The organism is Mesorhizobium sp. P171375 (assembly GCF_057786075.1).
In genome coordinates this window covers 6,751,659-6,772,500 of record NZ_JBYNWF010000001.1, presented here as the reverse complement: position 1 = coordinate 6,772,500, position 20,842 = coordinate 6,751,659, and the positions used below count along the sequence as shown (strand labels likewise).

Here is a 20,842-nt window from a genome sequence, read left to right as displayed (position 1 = left end):
CCAATCTTATCGGATTGAACGGGCAGCGGAGCGGTTCCAGGAAATAGCTCCTCCTTATAAACCGTACCCGAAACCGACACTGGTGGTCAGGTAGAGTATACCAAGGCGCTTGAGAGAACTATGCTGAAGGAACTCGGCAAATTGCACGCGTAACTTCGGAAGAAGCGTGACCCTTTTCTACGCAAGTAGAGGAGGGTGGCACAGACCAGGGGGTAGCGACTGTTTATCAAAAACACAGGGCTCTGCGAAGTCGCAAGACGACGTATAGGGTCTGACGCCTGCCCGGTGCTGGAAGGTTAAGAGGAGGGGTGCAAGCTCTGAATCGAAGCCCCAGTAAACGGCGGCCGTAACTATAACGGTCCTAAGGTAGCGAAATTCCTTGTCGGGTAAGTTCCGACCTGCACGAATGGCGTAACGACTTCCCCGCTGTCTCCAGCATAGACTCAGTGAAATTGAATTCCCCGTGAAGATGCGGGGTTCCTGCGGTTAGACGGAAAGACCCCGTGCACCTTTACTATAGCTTTACATTGGCATTCGTAGTGGCATGTGTAGGATAGGTGGTAGGCTTTGAAACCTGGGCGCCAGCTCAGGTGGAGCCACCCTTGAAATACCACCCTTATTACTATGGATGTCTAACCGCGGCCCGTTATCCGGGTCCGGGACAATGTATGGTGGGTAGTTTGACTGGGGCGGTCGCCTCCTAAAGAGTAACGGAGGCGCGCGATGGTGGGCTCAGAACGGTCGGAAATCGTTCGCTGAGTGCAATGGCATAAGCCTGCCTGACTGCGAGACTGACAAGTCGAGCAGAGACGAAAGTCGGTCATAGTGATCCGGTGGTCCCGCGTGGAAGGGCCATCGCTCAACGGATAAAAGGTACGCCGGGGATAACAGGCTGATGACCCCCAAGAGTCCATATCGACGGGGTTGTTTGGCACCTCGATGTCGACTCATCGCATCCTGGGGCTGGAGCAGGTCCCAAGGGTATGGCTGTTCGCCATTTAAAGCGGTACGTGAGTTGGGTTCAGAACGTCGTGAGACAGTTCGGTCCCTATCTGCCGTGGGTGTAGGAATATTGAAAGGATCTGTCCCTAGTACGAGAGGACCGGGATGGACGGATCTCTGGTGGACCTGTTGTGGCGCCAGCCGCATAGCAGGGTAGCTATATCCGGACGGGATAACCGCTGAAGGCATCTAAGCGGGAAACCCACCTTAAAACGAGTATTCCCTGAGAACCGTGGAAGACGACCACGTTGATAGGCCGGGTGTGGAAGAGCGGCAACGCTTGAAGCTTACCGGTACTAATAGTTCGATCGGCTTGATCGTTCTCATTCCTTATGCTCATCGTGAAACACGATGATCTGACCAGCGCTCACGCGTCGTATCGGCCTTCGGCCGGACGCTCCGCGAGGGCGCCGGAAAACCGGCGACGCGCAGTCGCGCTTGCGGGCTTACGCCCGAAAGCAAACTGCAGAAGGCGTCGCCTTGGCACAAAACAGCTTCTCGAATAACGTGCGTTTTGCCGACCTGGTGGTTATGGCGGAGCGGCTGCACCCGATCCCATTCCGAACTCGGCCGTGAAACGCTCCAGCGCTGATGGTACTTCGTCTCAAGACGCGGGAGAGTAGGTCGCTGCCAGGTCTGCCAAACGCACGTTGAACTCTCGATCCAAATTGGATGGAGTGGAATCTTCTCATTACGATTATGTTGATGCATGTCGTTATCCCAAAACCGCTCAACACTTTTGGGCGACATGCATCGAGGCCCGCCAACGGGACTACGGGCCGCGAAAGCGGCCCTTTCATTTGGCGGCTCTTCTAATCCAGTAAGCTTCGGCTTACCTCTAAGGTTGACGCGGGGTGGAGCAGCCCGGTAGCTCGTCAGGCTCATAACCTGAAGGTCACAGGTTCAAATCCTGTCCCCGCAACCAAATACAAAAAGCCCGCCTCGTGCGGGCTTTTTGTATTTTGCTGTGGTGGCCGGACTGGGCTCAAACACTCCGCCCGCTCGAGCCTTTCGGCAACATTCCGCCCGCCGAGGCCGACGATATTACGCCATGCTCGACGAGGCGCGCATGGGAGCCTAACCTAACCCTCGGAGCCGCCCGCGAGCCCCGAAGCGGTTCAGTGCACGGCGATGCTCACATGCGGATGTTGCGGTTGTATAAGTGAGATTGCGAGGGAAGCGCCCGCTTCGGCGACAATGTCGTAGACCCGCAAATAGACCCTGGCATTTTGATCCGTGAAGCAGCCAGTTCCCGTCAGTCATAGCAGGAGACCTATTCAATGCCGCTCGAGTGCATAAATCCCCACGATCTGCCGGTTCCAGAAATGTACAGCCAGGTCGTCGTCGCAACAGGAAGCAAGCTGGTGTTCGTCTCAGGCCAGCAGCCGGAAGACATACACGGCAAACTCGTTGGCCATGGTGATTTCGCAGCCCAGGCGCGCCTGGCATTCGGGAATCTTGGCCGTGCGCTTGCTGCCGTCGGCGCTCGGCCTGAGGAAGTCTGCAAGATCACAATTTACATCGTCGACTACAAACGTGACGAACACGTGCCGATCATCGAACAGGCCCAGATCGAGCTGTTCGGGGATCACAAGCCAGCAAACGTCGTGGTCGGGATAGCTGTGATGTCTCCCGGCTACCTGATAGAGATCGATGCGATCGCGGTCGTCGGCTAAGCAAGGACGAGCCAAGCCGCCAACCGATCCCGGAACCCTGATTGCTCGACCGAAGATCGGGTCGGTCTACTCTCTCGATGAAATTTGGCGCGATCAGCGAGATCTGCCGGCCCCAGCCAGCTTATATCGGGGTCAAGTACTCAGGTCGTCGGGCCAAGCGACTGCAGACTTCGGCGATAGCGACCGGGAGACTGGCCGGTCAGCCAGGTGAAAGCCTGCGAGAACGAAGGCGCCGATTCATAGCCGATCGCTCGTCCGATCTCGTCAAGAGTGCGATTGGTTTCCCTGAGCGCCTTGGCTGCGAGATTCATCCGCCATCGCGCGACAAGGCCAGCGATGGCTCTCCAACCAGTCGCGCAAACCGCCGCGCGAACGTGGCCCGTGATTGGCTGGCAAGGCAGGCAATTCAAGGCGAGCGAGCGGCATGGCATGGCTGACGCAAAGCTCTGCCGGATCATCTCATACGTGCTTGCGGCCGCCTGTCTCGCGGAACCAGCTGTCGGGGTAGGGGTACCACCAGTCCTGGATCGCCGGCTTGTGGTCGATGATGACCATCTTGGAGCGGCGGAAAGCGTCGAGCCCCTGGCGACCGAGCTCGCGGCCAAGGCCAGAGGCCTTCCAACCGCCGAAGGGCAAGGCGTCATTGTCGATCAGCGGATTGTTGACCCAGACCATGCCGGCTTCGAGCCGCTCGGCCGCCTCATGTGCCTCGGCAAGATCGGTGGTGAAGACCGAGGCGCCGAGGCCGAACGGGCTGTCATTGGCAAGCCGGATCGCCTCGTCGAAATCCTTGACGCGGCAGATCGCGGCGACCGGCCCGAAACACTCTTCGCGTACGATCGCCATATCGGGGGTGACGCCGGTCAGGATCGTTGGTTCGTAGAACCAGCCGGTGTGGTGCCCCGGCGGGATACGGCCGCCAGTGACGGCCCTGGCGCCGCGCGCAATAGCGTCGTCGACCAGCCGCATCACTTTTGCCCTCGCGGCCTCGCTGACCAGTGGACCGATCTCGGTTTTGTCCATGCCATTGCCGATGCGCAGGGCCTCCGTCTTCTCGGCGAACAGTTCGACAAAGCGGTCATGCACCGAATCGACGACGAAGAAGCGCTCGGCCGACGTGCAGACCTGGCCGGTGAGGTGGAAAGCGGCGGTGACGCTGCCGGCAGCTGCTACCTGCAGCGGAGCGTGCTGGCTGATGATCAGCGGATCGCTGCCGCCGGCTTCGATGACGCAAGGCTTCATGCGCTCGGCACAGGCGACCGCCACGGCCTTGCCGGCGGCGACCGAGCCGGTGAAGGCAACGGCGTGAGTGCGGTCGGAGGCGATCAGCACCTGGGCGGTGGCGGCTGCGCCGGGCAGGCAGGAGACAAGCCCCTCCGGCAGCGAGCGGAATACGCTCATATAGTCGAGCGTCGACAGCGTCGTCGCCTCGGCCGGCTTGATGATGCAGGCATTGCCGGCGGCGAGCGAAGCCGCCACTGTCCAGCACATCAGCAGGATCGGGAAATTGTAGGGCATGATGTGGACCGAGACGCCGTACGGCTCGTAGCGCGCATATTGGAACGAGCCGGCCTGCGTCGTGCCGGCCACCTTGCCGGCATCATCACGCGCCATCTCGGCATAGTAGCGGAAGATCGGCGCACAATTGGCGATCTCGCCGATCGCCTCCGGATAAGGCTTGCCCATTTCGCGCACCATCAGTTCGGCGCATCGGGTGAAGTCGGCCGCCTCGATGGCATTGGCGACCGCATGCAGGTGTGTTGCCCGGCTCTTGGCATCGAGTTTTTTCCAGGCGGCCTGCGCTGTGGTCGCCGCAGTCAACGCGGCGTCGATCTCGCCATCCGTCGCGGCGGAGATGGTGCCGACGGTTTCGAGCGTCGCCGGATCGATCACCTGTTTTTTCGCGCCGGTCATCGGTCGGTAGTCCGGATTGACGAAGAACGCCGGCCGGTCAGCGGAGAAATCCATGGACATCCTCTCAGATCCGCTCAGCGAATCATGTAGACCTTCTTGATCGTCTCGTGGACGGTGCAGATGCCCTTCCAGTCCTGTGGAAAGAACGCCGCCGTGTCCGGCTCGATCTCGATGACCTCGCCGGATTCATGGAGATAGGTGCAGCGTCCCTCGAGGAAGTGGCAGAACTCGTCGCGGGTGACGTGGCAATGCCATTTGCCTGGGGTGCAGACCCACAGGCCGCATTCAGAACGGCCTTCCGGCCCTTTGTAGAGCAGCTTGCCCGAGGTGTGGGACTTACCCTCGATCATCGTCGGGATGACGCCCCAGTCGACGAGGTCGGTGATGGCAAGCGGGGATTGCATGATGGGCGTGGTCACAGCGATTTCCTTGTAGGTCAGCGGCACATGAAGGCCTTGGTCAGGGTATCAGTGATTATGGAAGTGCCGGTCCAGCCGGCGGGAAAGAACACCAGCGTGCCGGCCTCGACCGGGATTTCTTCGCCGTTCTCGTGGACATAAGTCCCGTGGCCCGACAGGAAATGGCAGAACTCGTCGGCGACAAAGGTGACTTTTCGCGAGCCCGGCGTGCACGACCACAGGCCGCATTCGCTCGAACCGTCAGGGTTCTGCGACAGGATCCTGCCCGAAGCGCGCGGCGAGCCGGCCAGCGTGTTGCTGCCCGCGCCCCAATCCTCCAGTTCCACGGTCGAGACTTTTGGCCAGTGCGGTGTCGGCATGTCGTGAAGCTCCGTTGCTGTTCAGGCCAGCATGTAGACGTTGCGCATGGTCTCATGCACGGTGCATTCGCCCGTCCAGCCGGCGGGGAACATGACCACGGTCCCGGCCGCGACTTCTATCACCTCGCCGACATCCGACCGGTAGGTCGCGCGGCCGGCAACGAAATGGCACAATTCGTCGCGCGGGATCGAGAGGCGCCAGCGGCCGGGCGTGCACACCCAGATGCCGGATTCCGGCTGGTTGTTCGGCCCTTTGTGCACAAGCCTGCCAGTCGAGTGCGACGCGCCGTCCAGCGCATCCGGTTGCGCGCCCCAGTCGACGAGATCGGTGCGGGTCGTGGCCTGGTAGAGGTGCGGGGCGGAGGAAGTCACAGCAGCGCCTCCAGCAAGCCGGCAGCCTTCTCCGGGCCGTTCTGCGCCTGCATCTGCGCCGAGGTCTTCGCCAGCTTGGCCTTCATCTTCGGGTCGGTCAGGCAGGTTTCGATCCTGCTGATCAGCTGGGCATCGCTCCAGTCGTAGCGCGGCATGCCGAAGCCGTGGCCGGTTTCCTGGACGCGGGTGGAGTTGTCGTGGCCGTCCCAGACATAGGGCATGATGATGGCCGGCTTGCCGAAATAGAGGCACTCGGTGAACGAGTTGTTGCCGCCATGGTGGATCACCGCATCGACCTGCGGGATGACCGACGGCTGCGGGAACCAGCTCTCGACGATAACGTTGCCCGGTACGTCGGTGTACTGGTCCTTGTAGCCGCCGACATTGACCAGCGCGCGGTAGCGGGTCTTGCCCAATGTCGCGATGATGCGCTTCAGTAAATCGACATCGCCGGCGCCAAGGCTGCCGAAAGAGACATAGAGCAGCGGCCCGTCATTGTTCTCGGCAAAGGTCGGCACGGTGTAGGGCTTTTCCTGCCGCACGCAGCCTTCGAGATACTGGAACCGTGCCGGGTCGAGCGGATGGCGGCGCTTGAATTTCGCCGCTTCGGGGTAGAGCAGCAGATTGAGATAGGGCGAGGCCTCGAAGAACTGGCCGATCGGGTAGGGCGTCTCCTTATTGGCGGTGAGGAAGGCGTTGAAGTCGTCATGGATCGGCTTGATCACGGCGTTGAAATGGTCGCGGTAGCGCTGGTGGCCGACATGGTCGTTCTCGCCGCAGCCCGACAGATGCGGCGGGATGTCCTCATCCTCGATCTCGTTTTCCGAGCAGGAGATGACGCGCACCCAGGGCTTGCCGAACTGCTTGATCGCCGGGAACAGGATGACGTTGTCGACGCAGATCACGTCCGGCTCGATGGCGGCCAGAACGCGCGGCAGATCCTTCTGCGCCCACTTGGCGCTGTCGACGATCGCGGTCCAGCAATCCTTCACATAATTGTCGACCTGATCGTAGGGCGATTTGCGGAAGTTCGGGATGTGGCCGTTGATGAAATCCTCCCAGAATTTGGCCATCTGCTCGGGTGGCATCGGTTCCGACAGGTTCACCGGATACGCCTCGAAGCCGTAGCCCTTGTAGACATCGACGAAGCCGGGGTCGGACAGGAACACAGCCTTGTGGCCGCGCGCCTCAACGGCCTGCGCGATGCCGACGGAATTGAGCGCCGGGCCGTAGGCGGCTTCCGGAAAAAACGCGATCGTCTTCTGCGCCATCAAAGCTTCTCCTATTCTGCGAAAATTTTGACATCGGCGGCGTCCCAGCCGAGTTCGACCTGGTCGCCCGACGAGACCGGCCGACGGTCGGCGGCATCGGCGGTGACGCGCACCAGGAAGGGTTTCGGCGACAAGGGCGTGCTGACATGGAGCTGCAAATCGAGCCCGTGATAGGCCAGCGCCTCGACCGTGCCGTTGGTGCGGATGGCGGTCTCGGTTGACGGGAACAGCCGGATGCGTTCGGGCCGCACCGAAGCGACGGCGGAAGCGCCAGGCGCAAGCGTGGCGGGTACCTTGCCGGCGATGCGCACGCCGTTCGCCGCTATCACGCCATCGGCTGATACCTTGCCCGGCACGAAATTCATCACGCCGATGAAGTCGGCAACGAAGCGATCGGCGGGATGCTCGTAGATGGCGTGCGGTGTATCGCATTGCAGCAGCTTGCCGTCCTTCAACACCGCCATGCGGTCGGCCATAACCAGCGATTCCTCCTGGTCGTGGGTAACGATGACGAAGGTGATGCCGACCTCGTGCTGCAGGCGCTTCAGTTCCAGTTGCATGGCGCCGCGCAGTTTCTTGTCGAGCGCGCCGAGCGGTTCGTCGAGCAGCAGGAGCCGCGGCCGTTTCACCAAAGCGCGGGCGAGCGCGACGCGCTGCTTCTGGCCACCCGACAATTGCTCGGGTTTGCGGTCGGCGAAGGGGACGAGCTCTGTGGTGGCCAGGATGGCATCGACGCGGGAGCGGATTTCAGCCTTCGGCAAACGCTCCATCTCGAGGCCATAGGAGACGTTGGCGCGGACGCTCATGTGCGGGAACAGCGCGTAGGACTGGAACATCAGATTGACCGGCCGCTTGTTGGGCGGGGTGCGGGCGATGTCCTTGCCGTCGAGCAGGATGCGGCCGTCGCTGGGCGTCTCGAAGCCCGCGAGCATGCGCAGCAAAGTCGTCTTGCCGCAGCCGGAGGGGCCGAGCAGCGCGAAGAATTCGTTCTCCCTGATATCGAGCGAGATACCGTCGACGGCGGTGACGCGACCGAAATTCTTCGACACATGGTCGATGGCCAGCAGCGTGCGCGGTTCGCTCATTGGCCGATGATCCCCCGGTTGAGCCGCTGCGACAGGGTCAGCGCGGTGATCGAAACAGCCATGACGATGGTCGCCAGCGCGTTGATTTCCGGGGTGATGCCGAAGCGGATCATGGCGTAGATCTGCATCGGCAGCGTGGTCGAGGCGCGGCCGGCGCCGGCGGTGAAGAAGGCGATGATGAACTCGTCGACCGACAGTGTGAAGGCAAGCAGCGCGCCGGCGATGACCGCCGGCAGGATCACCGGCAAGGTCACGCGCCGGAAGGTGGTGATCGCGGAAGCGCCGAGATCGGCGGAGGCCTCGACAATCGACCAATCGAAGCTCTTCAGCCGGGCACGCACGACCGAGCAGACGAAGGCGAGGTTGAAGACGACATGGGCGAGGATGATGGTGTGCAGGCCCATGGTCAGGTTCAGCATGGAAAAGAACGACAGCAGCGCGATCGCCAGTACGATGTCGGGAATGATCATCGGCGCGAAGATCAGGGCTTCGAGCCCCTTGCCGTAGTGCCGGCGCATCTCGACGCCGATGGCCAGCAGCGTGCCGAGCAGCGTAGCGATTGCGGTGGAGACCAGCGCCACGATCAGCGTGTTGAGCGCGGCGGAGAGGATCGCGTTGTTGGAAGCGAGCGAAATGTACCATTTCAGTGAAAAGCCGGACCACGCCGTCGGCAGCCCGCCTTCGTTGAAGGACAGCGCCACCAGCACAGCGATCGGGATGTAGAGGAAGGCGAAGACGAGAACGAGGATCGTCCGCATGCCGAGAGTGCGGGTGAAGGATTGGTTCATCGCGAGCCTCCGATAGTTTGGAGCCGCGTGAACGAACTGCGTCCTTCTCCCCGTTCACGGGGAGAAGGTGCCGGCAGGCAGATGAGGGGCAGCGCCCAACCTTGCAGGCGCTGGCGTCGCCCCTCATCCGCCCCTTCGGGGCACCTTCTCCCCGTGAACGGGGAGAAGGCAAGGATCGCGCCGCGCTCAGCCATCGGCTTTTACCTCAGCCGCCCGTCCCGCGGCGCGGTCGGCGGCCAGCGCCTGCAGCATCAGAACCAGCAGCATGATGGCGATCAGCGCCATCGCCAAGGCTGCGCCAAACGGCCAGTCATTGGCGGTCAGGAACTGGTCGTAGACGAGATTGCCGATCATCTGGAAACGGCCGCCGCCGAGCAGCGCCGGAGTAACGAAATTGCCGATCGACAGCACGAAGACGAAGACAGCACCTGCGGCGATGCCGGGCACCGTCAGCGGCAGGATGACACGGCGGAACGTCGTGGCGGCGGACGCGCCGAGATCGCGCGAAGCCTCGGCAAGCTCCGGGTTGAGGCGCGACAGCGGCGCATAGCAGGCGAGGATGACGAAGGGCAGATAGTTGTAGACGAGACCGGCGATGACGGCGCCTTCTGTATAAAGCATCGACGGCGGCTCGCCGGTGTAGCCGAACCAGCGCAAGAGCTGGGTGATCAGGCCTTCGCGGTTGAGCAGCACGATCCAGGCATAGGTGCGGATCAGGTAGTTGGACCAGAACGGCAGCACGGCGAAGAACAGGAAAATTGGCTGCCACCGGCGCGGGGCGGCCGCGATGGCATAGGCGGCGGCATAACCGATTACCACGGCGATCAGCGTCGCGGTGCCGGCGATGCGCGCCGATTTGAGGAAGATGCCAGCATAGAGCGGGTCGAAGACCAGCCCGAAATTCTCCAGCGTGAAGGTGTAGTCGATGCCGCCATAGATGCCGCGCCGGAAGAAGGCGAGCGCCAGCACCAATGCGCACGGAACCACCATCAGCGCGGTCAGCCAGACCAGCGCCGGAGCCATCAGCAAGGAGGAGCGAAGTCGGGTTTGGGACAATTCTCGGATACCGCTCAGGGCCGGCGGCAGAAGCACCGCCGGCCGTGATGTCTGCGCCGCTTACTGTGCGGCCTTGATCTCGCTGACGATCTTGGAGTAGTCGCGCTGGGCTTCGCCGACGTCACGCAGTTGTTCGAACTTGACGAGGTCGGCCACCGGCATCGCCATGTTGGGGAACTTTGCCAGGAAGTCGGCCGGCAGGCTTTCCATCGCCGGCTTGTTCGGCACCTTGTAGTCGATGTTCTGTGCCGCCCAGGCGTGGTTCTTGGCGTCGAGCATGAAGTTGATGAACTTGAAGGCGTCGTCCTTGTGCTCGGACGCCTTCATCACCACCATCGTGTCGACCCACAGGTCCGAACCTTCCTTCGGGATGACGTATTTGATCTCTGGCTTGTCGGCGATGCCGTAATTGCACCAGCCGTCCCAGGCCTGCACCATCAGCGCCTCGCCGGAGACCAGCTTGGAATAGAAGGTGGTGTCGTCATAAGCGAGCAGGGTCTTCTTTGCCGAGATCAAGAGGTCCTTGACCTCGGCCATCTTGGCCGGGTCGGTCTCGTTAACGGAATAGCCCTTGTCGAGTTGCCCGGCGGCCAGCAACCAGCGGTCGGTCGCCAGCATGGTGGTCTTGCCCTTCAGCTCATCGGAAGGCGCGAGCAAGTCGCTCCAGCTGGTCGGCGCCGTCTTGACAAGGTCCGAGCGGTAGCAGAGGCCCGTCGTGCCCCAGGTGTAGGGGACGGAGAAAGCGTTGCCGACATCGTGCGGCAGCTTGGTCGCCTCGGGATAGAGGTTGGCGAGGTTGGGGATCTTGGCGTGGTCGACCGGTTCGGTCAGGCCGAGCTTGTTCAGCACTTCGGCGAAGGGCGACGAGACGAAAACCACGTCATAGCCCTTGCCGCCGGCGGCAATCAGCTTGCCCATAATCTCTTCATTGGTGGCGTGCATCACCACTTCGCCGGACACGCCGGTGGCGGTCTTGAAAGCGGCAATGGCGTCGGGCGCCATGTAGCCATCCCAGTTGGAGATGACGAGGTCGGCGGCGGCAGCCGGCGCCGACAGCGCCAGAGCAAGGCCGAGAGCGATTGAAGATATTTTGAGCACACGGCGCCGCAGGCTGGTAGCGGTCATGGCAGACTCCCATTCGGTTTGATCGTCGAAATCATTTGCCGGACCAAAGCCCGCGACCCACGCCGCTGCATCGATCCTGTTCCCTCGGTCTTTCTCGCCGATTATGCTGACAGTACTATTGCAGAAAAAAGTACGTCAATCCATAATTTGTCAACCGACCGAGGAATCTGACCGATTGCGCTCCCACCGGCGATTGGCCAAACCAATGCGGTCACATTCGTATTCGAGAATTGTCATGCAAGCCCTAGCCCGACGACCCCGCACCAACCATCTCGATCTGGCGCAGCGCATCCTCGACGTGGCGCGCCAGCGCGGCTTCGAGCCCGGAGCCCGCCTGCCCGAGCAGCAGATTGCCTCACTCTGTAATGTCTCGCGTACACCAGTGCGGGCGGCACTCAGCCTGCTTGCCGGTCAGGGTGTCGTGCGCTGGGAGGCCGATTCCGGTTATCATCTGGTGGTCGACCTCGCTGCGCAGCCGGCCATCGCCGCCGAGCTTCCCAGTGCTGAGGAAGACGAGCTTGCCGAAGCGATCCTGCGCGATCGCTCGGCGCGCCGGCTGGACCAGACGGTGACCGTCGCAGGGCTGATGCGGCGGTACGATGCCGATCGCAAGACGGTACTAAAAGCGCTGAATAAACTGACGGAGGAGAATCTGCTTGACCGTGCGCCCGGCCAATCCTGGCTGTTCCGCCGCGCGCCGGACGATCCGGAGGCGCAAGGCGAAAGCTATGAGTTCCGGCTGCTGCTGGAGCCGGCGGCGATCCTGACGCCGGGCTTCCGGCTGGACGGGGCGCGTGCGGCAGCGTTGCGCCAGGGCATGGAAGCGCTTTCGGCATTGCCGGACGCGACCTTGGACACGCGCGAGTTCCAGCGCTTGGACATGGATTTCCACGGCATGATCGCCGAGGGCTGCGCCAACCGCTTTGTGTCGGATGCGCTGGCCGATCATCTCCGCCTGCGCCGGCTGCCCGGCATCTATGCCGGCGTCAACGTGTTCCGGCTGCGGCAATCGCTGCGCGAACACTTAGGCATACTCGACTATCTTGAAAGCCGGCAGTATGAGGTGGCTGCCGATCTGCTTCGCATCCACCTGCGGCTCTCCCGCAACCAGCGACCGCAAGCGGCCAGCCGCGGGGCTCCCGCACTGTTCGGCATGATCAGCCGGCCGGACTGAAGAGGAATAATTGACGCGTAAAGCCAGCCCGACCATCGCGCTGTTTCCCGAAGCCAGTTTCGGCGCCGCGTTGAATTGCGTCGGCATCGCACAGGCATTGCGCGCACGGGGGGCCCGGCCCGTCTTCATCTGCCATGCCGGTTTCTCCGGTGTCTTTGCCGACTACGGGTTCCAGGAGTACCAGCTGCCGACCGACGAGCCGCTAAGCGACAGTGACCGCCAGAGCTACTGGCAGGCGTTCGTGCGCCGGCATCTGCCGCATTTCCGGCTGAGCCCGATAGATCAGCTCGAAACCTATGTCGCGCCGACCTGGCAAGCGATCGTCGACACAGCGGTCAATGCCGAGGCGCCGCTGCGCCAATTGCTGGCGCGTCTGAAGCCGGATGCCGTGGTGCTCGACAATGTCATCATGTTCCCGGCGATTGCTGCCGCCGGTTGCCCGTGGGTGCGTGTCGTCTCCTGCGCCGAGACGGAGCTGCCGGATGCCGAGGTGCCACCTTACCTCTCCGGGATGGCTGCCGACGACCCGCAGCGCGAGGCGTTCGAGGCGCGCTATCTGTCGGCCTCGGCGCCGGCACATGACCGCTTCAACCGTTTTCGCGCGGATTCCGGCCTGGCGCCGCTGCCCAAGGGCCTGTTCCTCGAGACGTCACCCGACCTCAACCTGCTGCTGACGCCGGCGATCGTACGGCGCGAGCGTGCCGAGCCGCTCGACCCCGAACGCTTCATTTATCTCGAAGGCTGCGTGCGCTCGGAAGGGCCGTTCGAGGTGCCGGTGTTTCCGCGCAATGGCGGGCCGCTGGTCTATGTCAGCTTCGGCAGCCTTGGCGCCATGGATGTTGGTCTGATCGAGCGCATGCTGGCCGTCTTCGACAGGATGCCGGCGCGCTTCATCGTCAATGCCGGCGGCCTGCGCGACGCCTATCGCGCGGTGCCGGACAATGTCTATCTCGACGCCTGGTTTCCGCAGCCTTCTGTGGTGGCGAAGTCTGACCTGTTCATCCATCACGGCGGCAACAACAGCTTTTGCGAGGCGCTGCGCTTCGGCGTGCCGTCGCTGATCATGCCCTATTGCTGGGACGGACATGACAATGCGCAACGCGCGGGAGAGACGGGCGTCGGCGACCATATCGGCCGCGACGCCTGGACCGAAGGGGGATTGGAGAGAGCCATTCTCGGCCTGCTGGCCGATGATGTGATGCGCGCCCGCCTCAGGGAGAATGCAGCCCGGATGGCGCTGACCCCTGGAACGGATGTGGCCGCGCAAGCCATACTCTCTCTCATAGGTACGTGAACCAAAATGCAGGACAAAAATACCAACACCACTCTCTTCACCGGCAACGATCCCAAGAGCTGGCTCGCCCAGCACGGCATCACCGAAGTCGAATGCCTGGTGCCCGACATGAACGGCGTGCTGCGCGGCAAGGCGCTGCCGACGGCGAAGTTTCTCAAGGCGCTGGAAGACCGCGCGCTTTATCTGCCGAGCAGCGCTTTCCTGGTCAGCATTGATGGCCGCTATTCCGGCTCGATCGATGAAGGCTTTGCCTATCAGGATCCGGACATGCGCATGGTGCCTGACGTCTCGACGCTGTGCCTGGCGCCAGGCGGCGGTGCCGGCAAAGCCTATGTCTTCGCCGACGCCTTCCACATGGACGGCAGACCATGGATGGCCTCGCCGCGTCATGTGCTCCGCGCCGTGCTCGATCTCTATCGCCAGCGCGGCTGGCGGGCGGTGGTGGCGCCGGAGGTGGAATTCTATCTGACCGCACCCAATCCGAATCCAGACCAGCCGCTGACCGCGCCGGTTGGCGCCAATGGCCGCGCCGAAGGTTCTCAGCATCCCTATGACATGGTGGCGCTGGAAGAATTCGAGCAGGTGATCCGCCGCGTCTATGACTATGCCGCAGCCGCCGGTCTGCCGCTCGACACGCTGATCCATGAATCGGGCACGGCGCAGCTGGAGATCAACCTGCTGCATGGCGACGCGGTGCCGCTGGCCGACCAGGTCCTGCTGTTCAAGCGGCTGACGCGGCAGGCGGCGCAACAGAGCGGCATGCATGCCACCTTCATGGCCAAGCCGATTGCCGCACAGGCGGGTAGCTCGATGCACCTGCACATGTCCGTAGTCGATGAGAAGACGGGCGCTGCGCTGTTTGCCGGCGCTGACGATGCCGACACAGAGATGTTCGGACATTTCATCGGCGGCCTGCAGAAATACGTCCCCGAAATCACGCCGCTGTTTGCGCCCAACGTGAATTCGTTCCGCCGCATCAGGCCCAACCACAGCGCGCCGGCCAACATCGAATGGTCGCATGACAACCGTTCCTGCGGTCTGCGCGTGCCGGCCGGTGGCCGCGCTGCGCGACGGGTGGAAAACCGGTTGCCCGGTGCGGATTGCAATCCTTATCTGGCGATCGCCGGTTCGCTGCTCGCCGGCTATCTCGGCGTCGAGCAGAAGCTGGCGCGCTCGACCGAGGCGACGGGCAATGCCTACAAGATCAAAAGCACGCTGCCGAAGACCATGGAGGAGGCGCTCGACCGCTTCACCGCATGTGAGCCGGTACGGGCGCTGCTCGGCGAGGATTTCTTCCAGACCTATCTGCGCGTCAAGAGCGTCGAACTCGACCTGTTCCAGAGCGTGGTGACGAGCTGGGAACGCGATCACCTGCTGTTGAAGGTGTGATCATGGCTGCCAGCTCAACAGGTTTCAATTCCGGTCTCGATATCGGCAAATCCTACTATGTCGCCACCGCCAATCCGGCGCCGGACCATCCGGCGCTGGTGGGAGATGTCGACGCCGACCTGGTCGTGGTCGGCGGCGGCTGCACCGGCCTGTCGGCCGCCCTTCATGCCACCGAGCGCGGCCTGAAAGTGGTGCTGCTCGAAGGCGGCAAGATCGGCTGGGGCGCATCTGGCCGTAATGGTGGCCAGATGATCCCCGGCCTGCGCAAGGGCGCCAAGGGACTGGTCAAGCTCTACGGCCCCGAGCGGGCGAAGGTGCTGTTCGACCTCGCCTTCGAGGCGCGTGGCCTGGTGCTCGACATCATCGAGCGCCACGCCATCGATTGCGATCTGAGGCTGACCGGCCATCTGGTCGGCGCGGTCAACGGCTCAGATCTTAGAGATCTCGAAGAAGAGGCAAAGTGCCTCGAAAGCGTGATGAAGTTTCGCGACGTCGAGATCCTGTCGGCGGCGGAGGCGCGGGCCAAGGTCGATACGCCTTACCACGGTGCGATGTATGAGCCGCTCGGCGGCCACATGCATCCGCTGAACTACACGCTCGGGCTTGCCCGTGCAGCCGTGGCCGCCGGTGTCGTCATCCATGAGAACTCGGTGGCGGTGAAGCTGGAGCGCGAGCCTTCGATCCGGGTCTCGACGGCAAAGGGATCAGTGCGGGCCAAGCATGTGGTGCTGGCCGGCGATGCGCTGCTGCACGGGTTGGAGCCGCGCGTCAACAGCCGCATCATGCCGGTCGGCAACTACATCGTCGCCACCGAGCCGCTGGAGGGCAAGTGCAACGTCATCCCGGCCAATGTCGCGGTGTCGGACACACGCTTCGTTGTCAACTACTACCGCATGTCGGCGGACGGTCGGCTGCTGTTCGGCGGCGGCGAGCGCTACACGCCATCGCCGCCGGCCGACATTGCCGGCTTCGTGCGGCCGCATATGGAAGCCACGTTCCCGCAGCTGAAGGGCTGTCGCATCGACCATGCCTGGGGCGGGCTGGTGTCGGTGACGACATCCAGGCTGCCGCATGTCGGGCACTATGGCGAGGTCTATTTCGCGCATGGCTATTCCGGCAAGGGCGTCATCCTGTCGACCCTGTCGGGCAAGCTCCTGGCCGAAGCGATCACGGGCGACGCCTCTCGGCTCGATCTGTTCTCGACGCTGACGCCGATGCCGTTCCCGGGCGGTACGGCGCTGCGCGGTCCGCTCTATGTGCTGGGCATGTTGTGGTACGCCATGCGCGACCGCATCAAGCGCTGAGTTGCCGCTGCCGGGCGGGGATCATCGGAGGCGATTGCATGCGTGATTTCCAGTTCCCCGGCCGCCCGACGGTTCGCGCCACGGAAGCGATGCCGGCAACATCGTATCCACGTAAGGACGGTTGCGCGCTCGGCTACTGATCTCGGCGCGTATTCAGAACCAGATCAGCCAGACAAGCTGCAGGATGACCAGCGCAATGGCGTCCCAGAAGATGAGCTCGCCGGTCGAGAACCAGCGCCTCGACTTGTTGAAAACATAGAACAGCCGCCAGACCAGCGCTGCGGCGGCCAGCGGCACCAGGGCGAGCAGCGTGCTCACGGCAGCCGCGCTCCCGACACCGCATCGAACGTGTGCAGCGCAGCCGGTGGGAAGCGCAGGTGCAGCGGTTGGCCGGGGTCGTAGGCGCGATCGTCATTCACTGTCCTGACGATCAGCGCGTTTGCCTCGCTTTTGGCGAAGATCAGCACATCGGGTTCGACCGGTTCGACGACGTCGATGGCAAACCGGATCGCGTCGCTGGCAGACGCGTCGACAAGCTGGATCTGCTCGGGGCGGATGCCGAGCACGATGGGACCGTCAGGCTTTCCCGGCAGCGGGCAGCTAAAGCCGTTGGCGTGGAAGACGCCGCCGCGGACATCGCCGTCGAAGGTGTTCATCGCCGGACGGCCGATGAATTCGGCGATGAAGCGGTTGGCCGGCCGCCGGTAGATCTCGCGCGGATCGTCATACTGGATCAGCGCGCCTTCGCGCAGCACCGCGACCCGCGTCGCCAACGTCATCGCCTCTTCCTGGTCGTGGGTGACGAAGACGAAGGTCTTCTTCAGCTCGCGATGCAGCCACTTCAGCTCGGTGCGCATGTGCAGCCGCAGCAAGGCGTCGAGATTGGACAGCGGTTCGTCCATCAGGCACAGGCTCGGCTGCCAGACCAAGGCGCGGGCGACGGCGACGCGCTGCGCCTGGCCGCCTGACAATTGCGAGGGACGGCGGTCGAGGTAACGGGTGATTTCGAGCAACTCGGCCATGGCGCGCACGCAGCGGTCGCGCTCGGCGGCCGGCATTTTCCGGATACGCAAGGGATAGGCGATGTTCTCGTAGACGCTCTTGTGGCTGTAGAGCGCGTAGTTCTGGAACACCATGCCCATGCCGCGCAGCCGCGGCGGCAGATCGGTGACATCGCGGCCTTCGACCAGGATGCGGCCGGCGGTCGGACGTTCGAGGCCGGCAAGCAGCCGGCAGGCTGTCGTCTTGCCGGAGCCCGAGGGGCCGAGCAGGACAAGGAATTCGCCGGGCTCGAAAGCAAGGTCGAACGCCTGCAGCGCCACCGTCCCGTCCGGGAAGGCCTTGGTGACGCCGTCGAAAACAATTGCCATGCGAGATCCCTTCAACCCTTGACCGCGCCGAAGGTGAGGCCGCGAACCAGCTGTTTCTGGACAAGGAACGTGAAAAGCACGATCGGCAGCGTCGCCACGATGGCGACCGCTGCAACCTGTCCCCACAGCGTGCCATGCGGCGTCACCAGCCCGGGTATGCCGACAGTCAGCGGCCGCCCGTCGAAGGCGACGAGGATAAAGGCATAGAGGAACTCGTTCCACGACAGGATGAAGCAGAGCACGGCGGTGGCGCCGATGCCGGGCGCGGCGAGCGGTGCGACGACGAAGAAGAAGGCGCCGAGCCGCGAACGGCCGTCCATCATCGCGGCTTCGTCGATCTCCCTGGGGATTTCGGCGAAGAAGCCGCGCATCATCCAGACGACGAGCGAGAGGTTGAAGGAGGTGTGGGCGATCACCACGGCGTAGATGGTGTCGATCAGGCCAAGCGACGTGAAGAACAAGAACAACGGCACGGCGATCGAGATCGGCGGCGCCATGCGGGTGGTCAGGAAGAAGAAGAAGAGGTCTTCCTTGCCCGGAAAATCCGAACGGGCAAAGCCATAGGCGGCTGGCGCGCCGATGACGATGCACAGCACAGTTGAGGACACCGAGATCAGCACCGAATTGATCGCCAGCGGCCAGTATTCCTTGTCGATGAAAACGGCGGGATAGTTGGCGAGCGTCGGCGCGAAGCTCCATTTCGGCACCGACGACAACAGGTCGACGCGGTTCTTGAACGAGGCCAGCACCATCCAGACGTAAGGCGTCAAGGCGACCACGACGGCGACCAGCAGTACCGCCCAGGCAAAGCTTTTCCAGGCGCGGTTTGTGGATTGGTCAATCATCGCCGCGCCCTCAAAACACGGCCGCCGGCTTGCGGCTCGACCAGTACACAGCCTTGTAGAAGACCGAACACAGGATCAGCACGACGAGATAGATCATGAAGGCGACCGCCGCGCCGTAGCCGAGGTCCCAGTTGCGGAAGTTGACGCGGTAGGCATAGATCGAGACCAGCTCGGTCAGTGTTCCCGGACCGCCGCCGGTCATCAAAAACACCTTGTCGAATTCCTTGAAGGCGTCGATGCCGCGCAAGAGCAGCACCAGCGCGATGACGGGTCTGAGCAGCGGCAGCATGACGTCGCGAAAGATCTGGAACGGTTTGGCGCCGTCCATCATCGCGGCCTCGAACGGCGCGCGCGGCAGGCTCATCATGCCGGCCAGCATGATCAGGGTGACGAAAGGCGTCCACTGCCAGACGTCGATGGCGATGATGGTCGGAAAGACCAGGTCGGGCGCCGAAAGCACGGCAGCATTCTGCGCCAGCAGGCCGACCTTGCGCATGTAGAAGGTGAGCATGCCGAAATCGCCCTGCAAGAGCAGGCGCCAGATCAGCCCGACCGCGACCGGCGCGATCATCATCGGGATGAGCAGCAGCGTGGTCAAAAGCCGCTGGCTGGCGACGAAGCGGAAGATCAGGAAGGCGAGCGCAAAGCCGAGCAGGAATTCGAGGCCCACGGCGATGACGACGAATTTCAGCGTCAGCAGGAACGACGCCCAGAAGAACGGATCGTTACGGATCAGCTTGCGGAAATTGTCGAAGCCGACAAAGGCGCCCGCATGGCTGGCATCGGCAAAGCTGAGGTCGGTCAGCGCGGTATAGACCATGTAGTAGAACGGGCCGACCAGGAAGACGACGACGAGCAGCGTCGCCGGCAGCATCAGCAGCGGTCCCACCCCACGGTCGAGAAGCAGCATTCCGCGCAGCGATGGAGTGCGGTTTGTCACGGGCGTTTCCTGCGGACAAGAATGGCTACCCGCTTGTGCGGGTAGCCTCTGCGCGACATTTGAGACCTATCGTGCCGGATAGGTCATGGGTGCGCAAGAACCGAGCAATGTCGAGATGTCGGTGGCGGCGGTGTCGAGGGCAGCCTGCGCTTCCTTCTCACCGGCGAGGTAGGACGACAGCTCGCGCACCAATATGTCGGTCATCTCGGCCGATTGCGGCAGCGTCGCCTTCGGCACCGCATGCTCGTTGGCCTCCATCGAGGCCTTGGCGTAGGGCAGTTTCTGCACCTCCGCCGAGGCATAGACATCGGGCCGGCCCGAGGCGCCGCCATTGAGATGCTGTTCGAGCTGGCGATCATAGCCCATCATCCACTGGACGAAGAGGAAGGCCGCCTGCTGGTTCTTCGAATAGACGGGGATCAGGTAGGTCCAGCCCTCGACCTGGCCGATCTTGCCGCCTTCGCCTTGCGGCACGAGGTCGAAGCCGACCTTGCCGACGACGGTGGAAGCCGTGGTGTCGACCGACACGGCATAGGTGGCGTCGTTCCACATGATCAGCTCGGCGACCTTGGCCTGCTGCATCAGCGCCATGACGTCGTCCCAGAAATAGTTGAGGCTGTCCGGTGGCGAGAATTGCAGCAGGCTCTTGTAGTATTCGAGCGAGGCGACGGCCTTGGGGCTGTTGACAATGACCGGGCCGCAGGCCGAGCCGCTCTTCACGTCGAGCACGTCGCCGCCGAAGGAATAGAGGAAGTTGAGCCACTCATACCACAGCGCCTCGTGACGCTTGCCCTGCAGGGCGGTGCCGTAAAAGCCCTGGTCAGGGCGGTAGAACCATTCGGCGATGTCGCGATACTGCTTCCAGTCCTTGGCGGGAGCGAGGTCGTAGCCATACTTGGCCTTGAAGCCCGCCTGCTCCTTGGGGTCGGCGAGCAGGTCCGAGCGATACCACATGAACATGTTGAGCACGGTGAAGGGGAAACCGTACTCCTTGCCGTCATACCAGGAGATTTCGTGCCAGGCGGTCTGGTAGAGCTGCTTCTCCGGCTCGAAGGTCGGATCGCGCAAAGCCGGATCGGCCATCATCTTGGCGATTTCGACCAGATGGTTGTTGGTGGCGAATTTGCCGAGTTCGCGATGCGGCTGGATGATGACGTCGTACCGGCCGCGGTGCGAATTGAGATCGAGCTGCACCTTGTTGACGGCTTCGGAATGCTCGTACATCTCGACTTCGACATGGATGCCGGTCTGCTTTTCAAACTCCGGCGCCATCTTCTTCAACGCTTCGAGCGGCGGCAGCGCCTCGCCGACCATGCGGATGGTTTGGCCGCTATAGGGCTTCGACGCCTCTTTCAGATCCCACGCGGCGGCCTGTGTGATTTGCCACATAAGGGCGGCGAGAACGAGGAGTCCGGATGCGGTACTCCCACGTATCAGCGGCTTGAGCATTCGTCCCTCT

At 62.8% G+C, this 20,842-nt stretch carries 20 protein-coding genes, 1 tRNA gene and 2 rRNA genes (1 of these 23 running past the window's edge); 8 read left to right on the top strand and 15 right to left on the bottom strand.

Annotated elements, in window-relative coordinates; genetic code table 11:
* From ACYHH6_RS33035 to ACYHH6_RS33020, 4 genes are all read left to right on the top strand, one after another.
* Window positions 1-1,323 (top strand): 23S ribosomal RNA (locus ACYHH6_RS33035) (it extends 1,479 nt beyond the left edge of the window).
* A 200-nt stretch (window positions 1,324-1,523) separates the two neighbouring features.
* Window positions 1,524-1,638: ribosomal RNA gene (gene rrf / locus ACYHH6_RS33030) — 5S ribosomal RNA — on the top strand.
* Between the two features lie 212 nt (window positions 1,639-1,850).
* A tRNA-Met gene (locus ACYHH6_RS33025) sits at window positions 1,851-1,927 on the top strand.
* 355 nt (window positions 1,928-2,282) lie between these two features.
* Complete coding sequence (locus ACYHH6_RS33020) at window positions 2,283-2,678, top strand: RidA family protein (RefSeq protein ID WP_352585534.1); 396 nt, start codon at window positions 2,283-2,285, stop codon at window positions 2,676-2,678.
* A gap of 140 nt (window positions 2,679-2,818) precedes the next feature.
* Here the strand turns inward: ACYHH6_RS33020 and ACYHH6_RS33015 are convergent, their stop codons facing one another.
* From ACYHH6_RS33015 to ACYHH6_RS32970, 10 genes are all read right to left on the bottom strand, one after another.
* Window positions 2,819-3,109, bottom strand: coding sequence for a helix-turn-helix domain-containing protein (locus ACYHH6_RS33015; protein ID WP_488500519.1), 291 nt, complete (start codon window positions 3,107-3,109; stop codon window positions 2,819-2,821).
* Between the two features lie 28 nt (window positions 3,110-3,137).
* Window positions 3,138-4,646 carry an aldehyde dehydrogenase family protein gene (locus ACYHH6_RS33010; protein ID WP_352585538.1) on the bottom strand — a complete coding sequence of 503 codons (1,509 nt, stop codon included), beginning with the start codon at window positions 4,644-4,646 and terminating at the stop codon, window positions 3,138-3,140.
* A gap of 20 nt (window positions 4,647-4,666) precedes the next feature.
* Entirely contained in the window at window positions 4,667-5,011 is a 345-nt protein-coding gene (locus ACYHH6_RS33005) for a cupin domain-containing protein (RefSeq protein WP_352585540.1), read from the bottom strand.
* A gap of 17 nt (window positions 5,012-5,028) precedes the next feature.
* Entirely contained in the window at window positions 5,029-5,370 is a 342-nt protein-coding gene (locus tag ACYHH6_RS33000; RefSeq protein ID WP_352585542.1) for a cupin domain-containing protein, read from the bottom strand.
* A gap of 21 nt (window positions 5,371-5,391) precedes the next feature.
* A complete protein-coding gene (locus tag ACYHH6_RS32995; RefSeq protein WP_352585543.1) occupies window positions 5,392-5,742 on the bottom strand; it encodes a cupin domain-containing protein in 351 nt (116 codons plus the stop codon).
* Window positions 5,739-7,013 (bottom strand): nucleotide disphospho-sugar-binding domain-containing protein, encoded by a 1,275-nt coding sequence (locus ACYHH6_RS32990; RefSeq protein ID WP_352585545.1) that lies wholly within the window; start codon window positions 7,011-7,013, stop codon window positions 5,739-5,741. The genes ACYHH6_RS32995 and ACYHH6_RS32990 overlap by 4 nt, the downstream gene beginning before the upstream one ends.
* Before the next feature lie 11 nt (window positions 7,014-7,024).
* Window positions 7,025-8,098 carry an ABC transporter ATP-binding protein gene (locus tag ACYHH6_RS32985; protein WP_352585547.1) on the bottom strand — a complete coding sequence of 358 codons (1,074 nt, stop codon included), beginning with the start codon at window positions 8,096-8,098 and terminating at the stop codon, window positions 7,025-7,027.
* A complete protein-coding gene (locus ACYHH6_RS32980) occupies window positions 8,095-8,886 on the bottom strand; it encodes an ABC transporter permease (RefSeq protein WP_352585549.1) in 792 nt (263 codons plus the stop codon). The genes ACYHH6_RS32985 and ACYHH6_RS32980 overlap by 4 nt, the downstream gene beginning before the upstream one ends.
* 186 nt (window positions 8,887-9,072) lie before the next feature.
* Window positions 9,073-9,909 (bottom strand): ABC transporter permease, encoded by an 837-nt coding sequence (locus ACYHH6_RS32975; RefSeq protein WP_352585837.1) that lies wholly within the window; start codon window positions 9,907-9,909, stop codon window positions 9,073-9,075.
* A 93-nt stretch (window positions 9,910-10,002) separates the two neighbouring features.
* Window positions 10,003-11,067: a polyamine ABC transporter substrate-binding protein gene (locus tag ACYHH6_RS32970; protein ID WP_352585551.1), complete on the bottom strand. Its 1,065-nt coding sequence runs from the start codon at window positions 11,065-11,067 to the stop codon at window positions 10,003-10,005.
* A gap of 235 nt (window positions 11,068-11,302) precedes the next feature.
* On the opposite strand from ACYHH6_RS32970, the gene ACYHH6_RS32965 reads away from it, so the two are divergent.
* From ACYHH6_RS32965 to ACYHH6_RS32950, 4 genes are read left to right on the top strand one after another with little or no spacing between them, the layout of a single operon-like run.
* Window positions 11,303-12,241, top strand: coding sequence for a GntR family transcriptional regulator (locus ACYHH6_RS32965; RefSeq protein ID WP_352585553.1), 939 nt, complete (start codon window positions 11,303-11,305; stop codon window positions 12,239-12,241).
* A 10-nt stretch (window positions 12,242-12,251) separates the two neighbouring features.
* Window positions 12,252-13,535: a glycosyltransferase gene (locus ACYHH6_RS32960; protein ID WP_352585555.1), complete on the top strand. Its 1,284-nt coding sequence runs from the start codon at window positions 12,252-12,254 to the stop codon at window positions 13,533-13,535.
* A 6-nt stretch (window positions 13,536-13,541) separates the two neighbouring features.
* The gene (locus tag ACYHH6_RS32955) at window positions 13,542-14,924 is read left to right on the top strand and encodes a glutamine synthetase family protein (protein ID WP_352585556.1); all 1,383 of its coding nucleotides are present in this window, start codon (window positions 13,542-13,544) and stop codon (window positions 14,922-14,924) included.
* Window positions 14,925-14,926: 2 nt separating this feature from the next.
* Window positions 14,927-16,228, top strand: a complete 1,302-nt coding sequence (locus ACYHH6_RS32950; RefSeq protein WP_352585558.1) for an NAD(P)/FAD-dependent oxidoreductase — start codon at window positions 14,927-14,929, stop codon at window positions 16,226-16,228.
* 153 nt (window positions 16,229-16,381) lie between these two features.
* Here ACYHH6_RS32950 and ACYHH6_RS32945 read toward each other — a convergent pair whose 3' ends face one another.
* The 5 genes from ACYHH6_RS32945 to ACYHH6_RS32925 all read right to left on the bottom strand — a co-directional run bounded on the left by ACYHH6_RS32945 (window position 16,382) and on the right by ACYHH6_RS32925 (window position 20,832).
* Window positions 16,382-16,546, bottom strand: coding sequence for a hypothetical protein (locus ACYHH6_RS32945; protein WP_192255530.1), 165 nt, complete (start codon window positions 16,544-16,546; stop codon window positions 16,382-16,384).
* Window positions 16,543-17,598: an ABC transporter ATP-binding protein gene (locus ACYHH6_RS32940; protein ID WP_352585560.1), complete on the bottom strand. Its 1,056-nt coding sequence runs from the start codon at window positions 17,596-17,598 to the stop codon at window positions 16,543-16,545. Before ACYHH6_RS32940 ends, ACYHH6_RS32945 begins: the two co-directional genes overlap by 4 nt.
* An 11-nt stretch (window positions 17,599-17,609) precedes the next feature.
* Window positions 17,610-18,443 (bottom strand): carbohydrate ABC transporter permease, encoded by an 834-nt coding sequence (locus ACYHH6_RS32935; protein WP_352585562.1) that lies wholly within the window; start codon window positions 18,441-18,443, stop codon window positions 17,610-17,612.
* A 10-nt stretch (window positions 18,444-18,453) separates the two neighbouring features.
* Window positions 18,454-19,383 (bottom strand): carbohydrate ABC transporter permease, encoded by a 930-nt coding sequence (locus ACYHH6_RS32930; protein WP_352585564.1) that lies wholly within the window; start codon window positions 19,381-19,383, stop codon window positions 18,454-18,456.
* A gap of 66 nt (window positions 19,384-19,449) precedes the next feature.
* Entirely contained in the window at window positions 19,450-20,832 is a 1,383-nt protein-coding gene (locus ACYHH6_RS32925; protein WP_352585566.1) for an ABC transporter substrate-binding protein, read from the bottom strand.
* Window positions 20,833-20,842 lie beyond the last annotated feature (10 nt).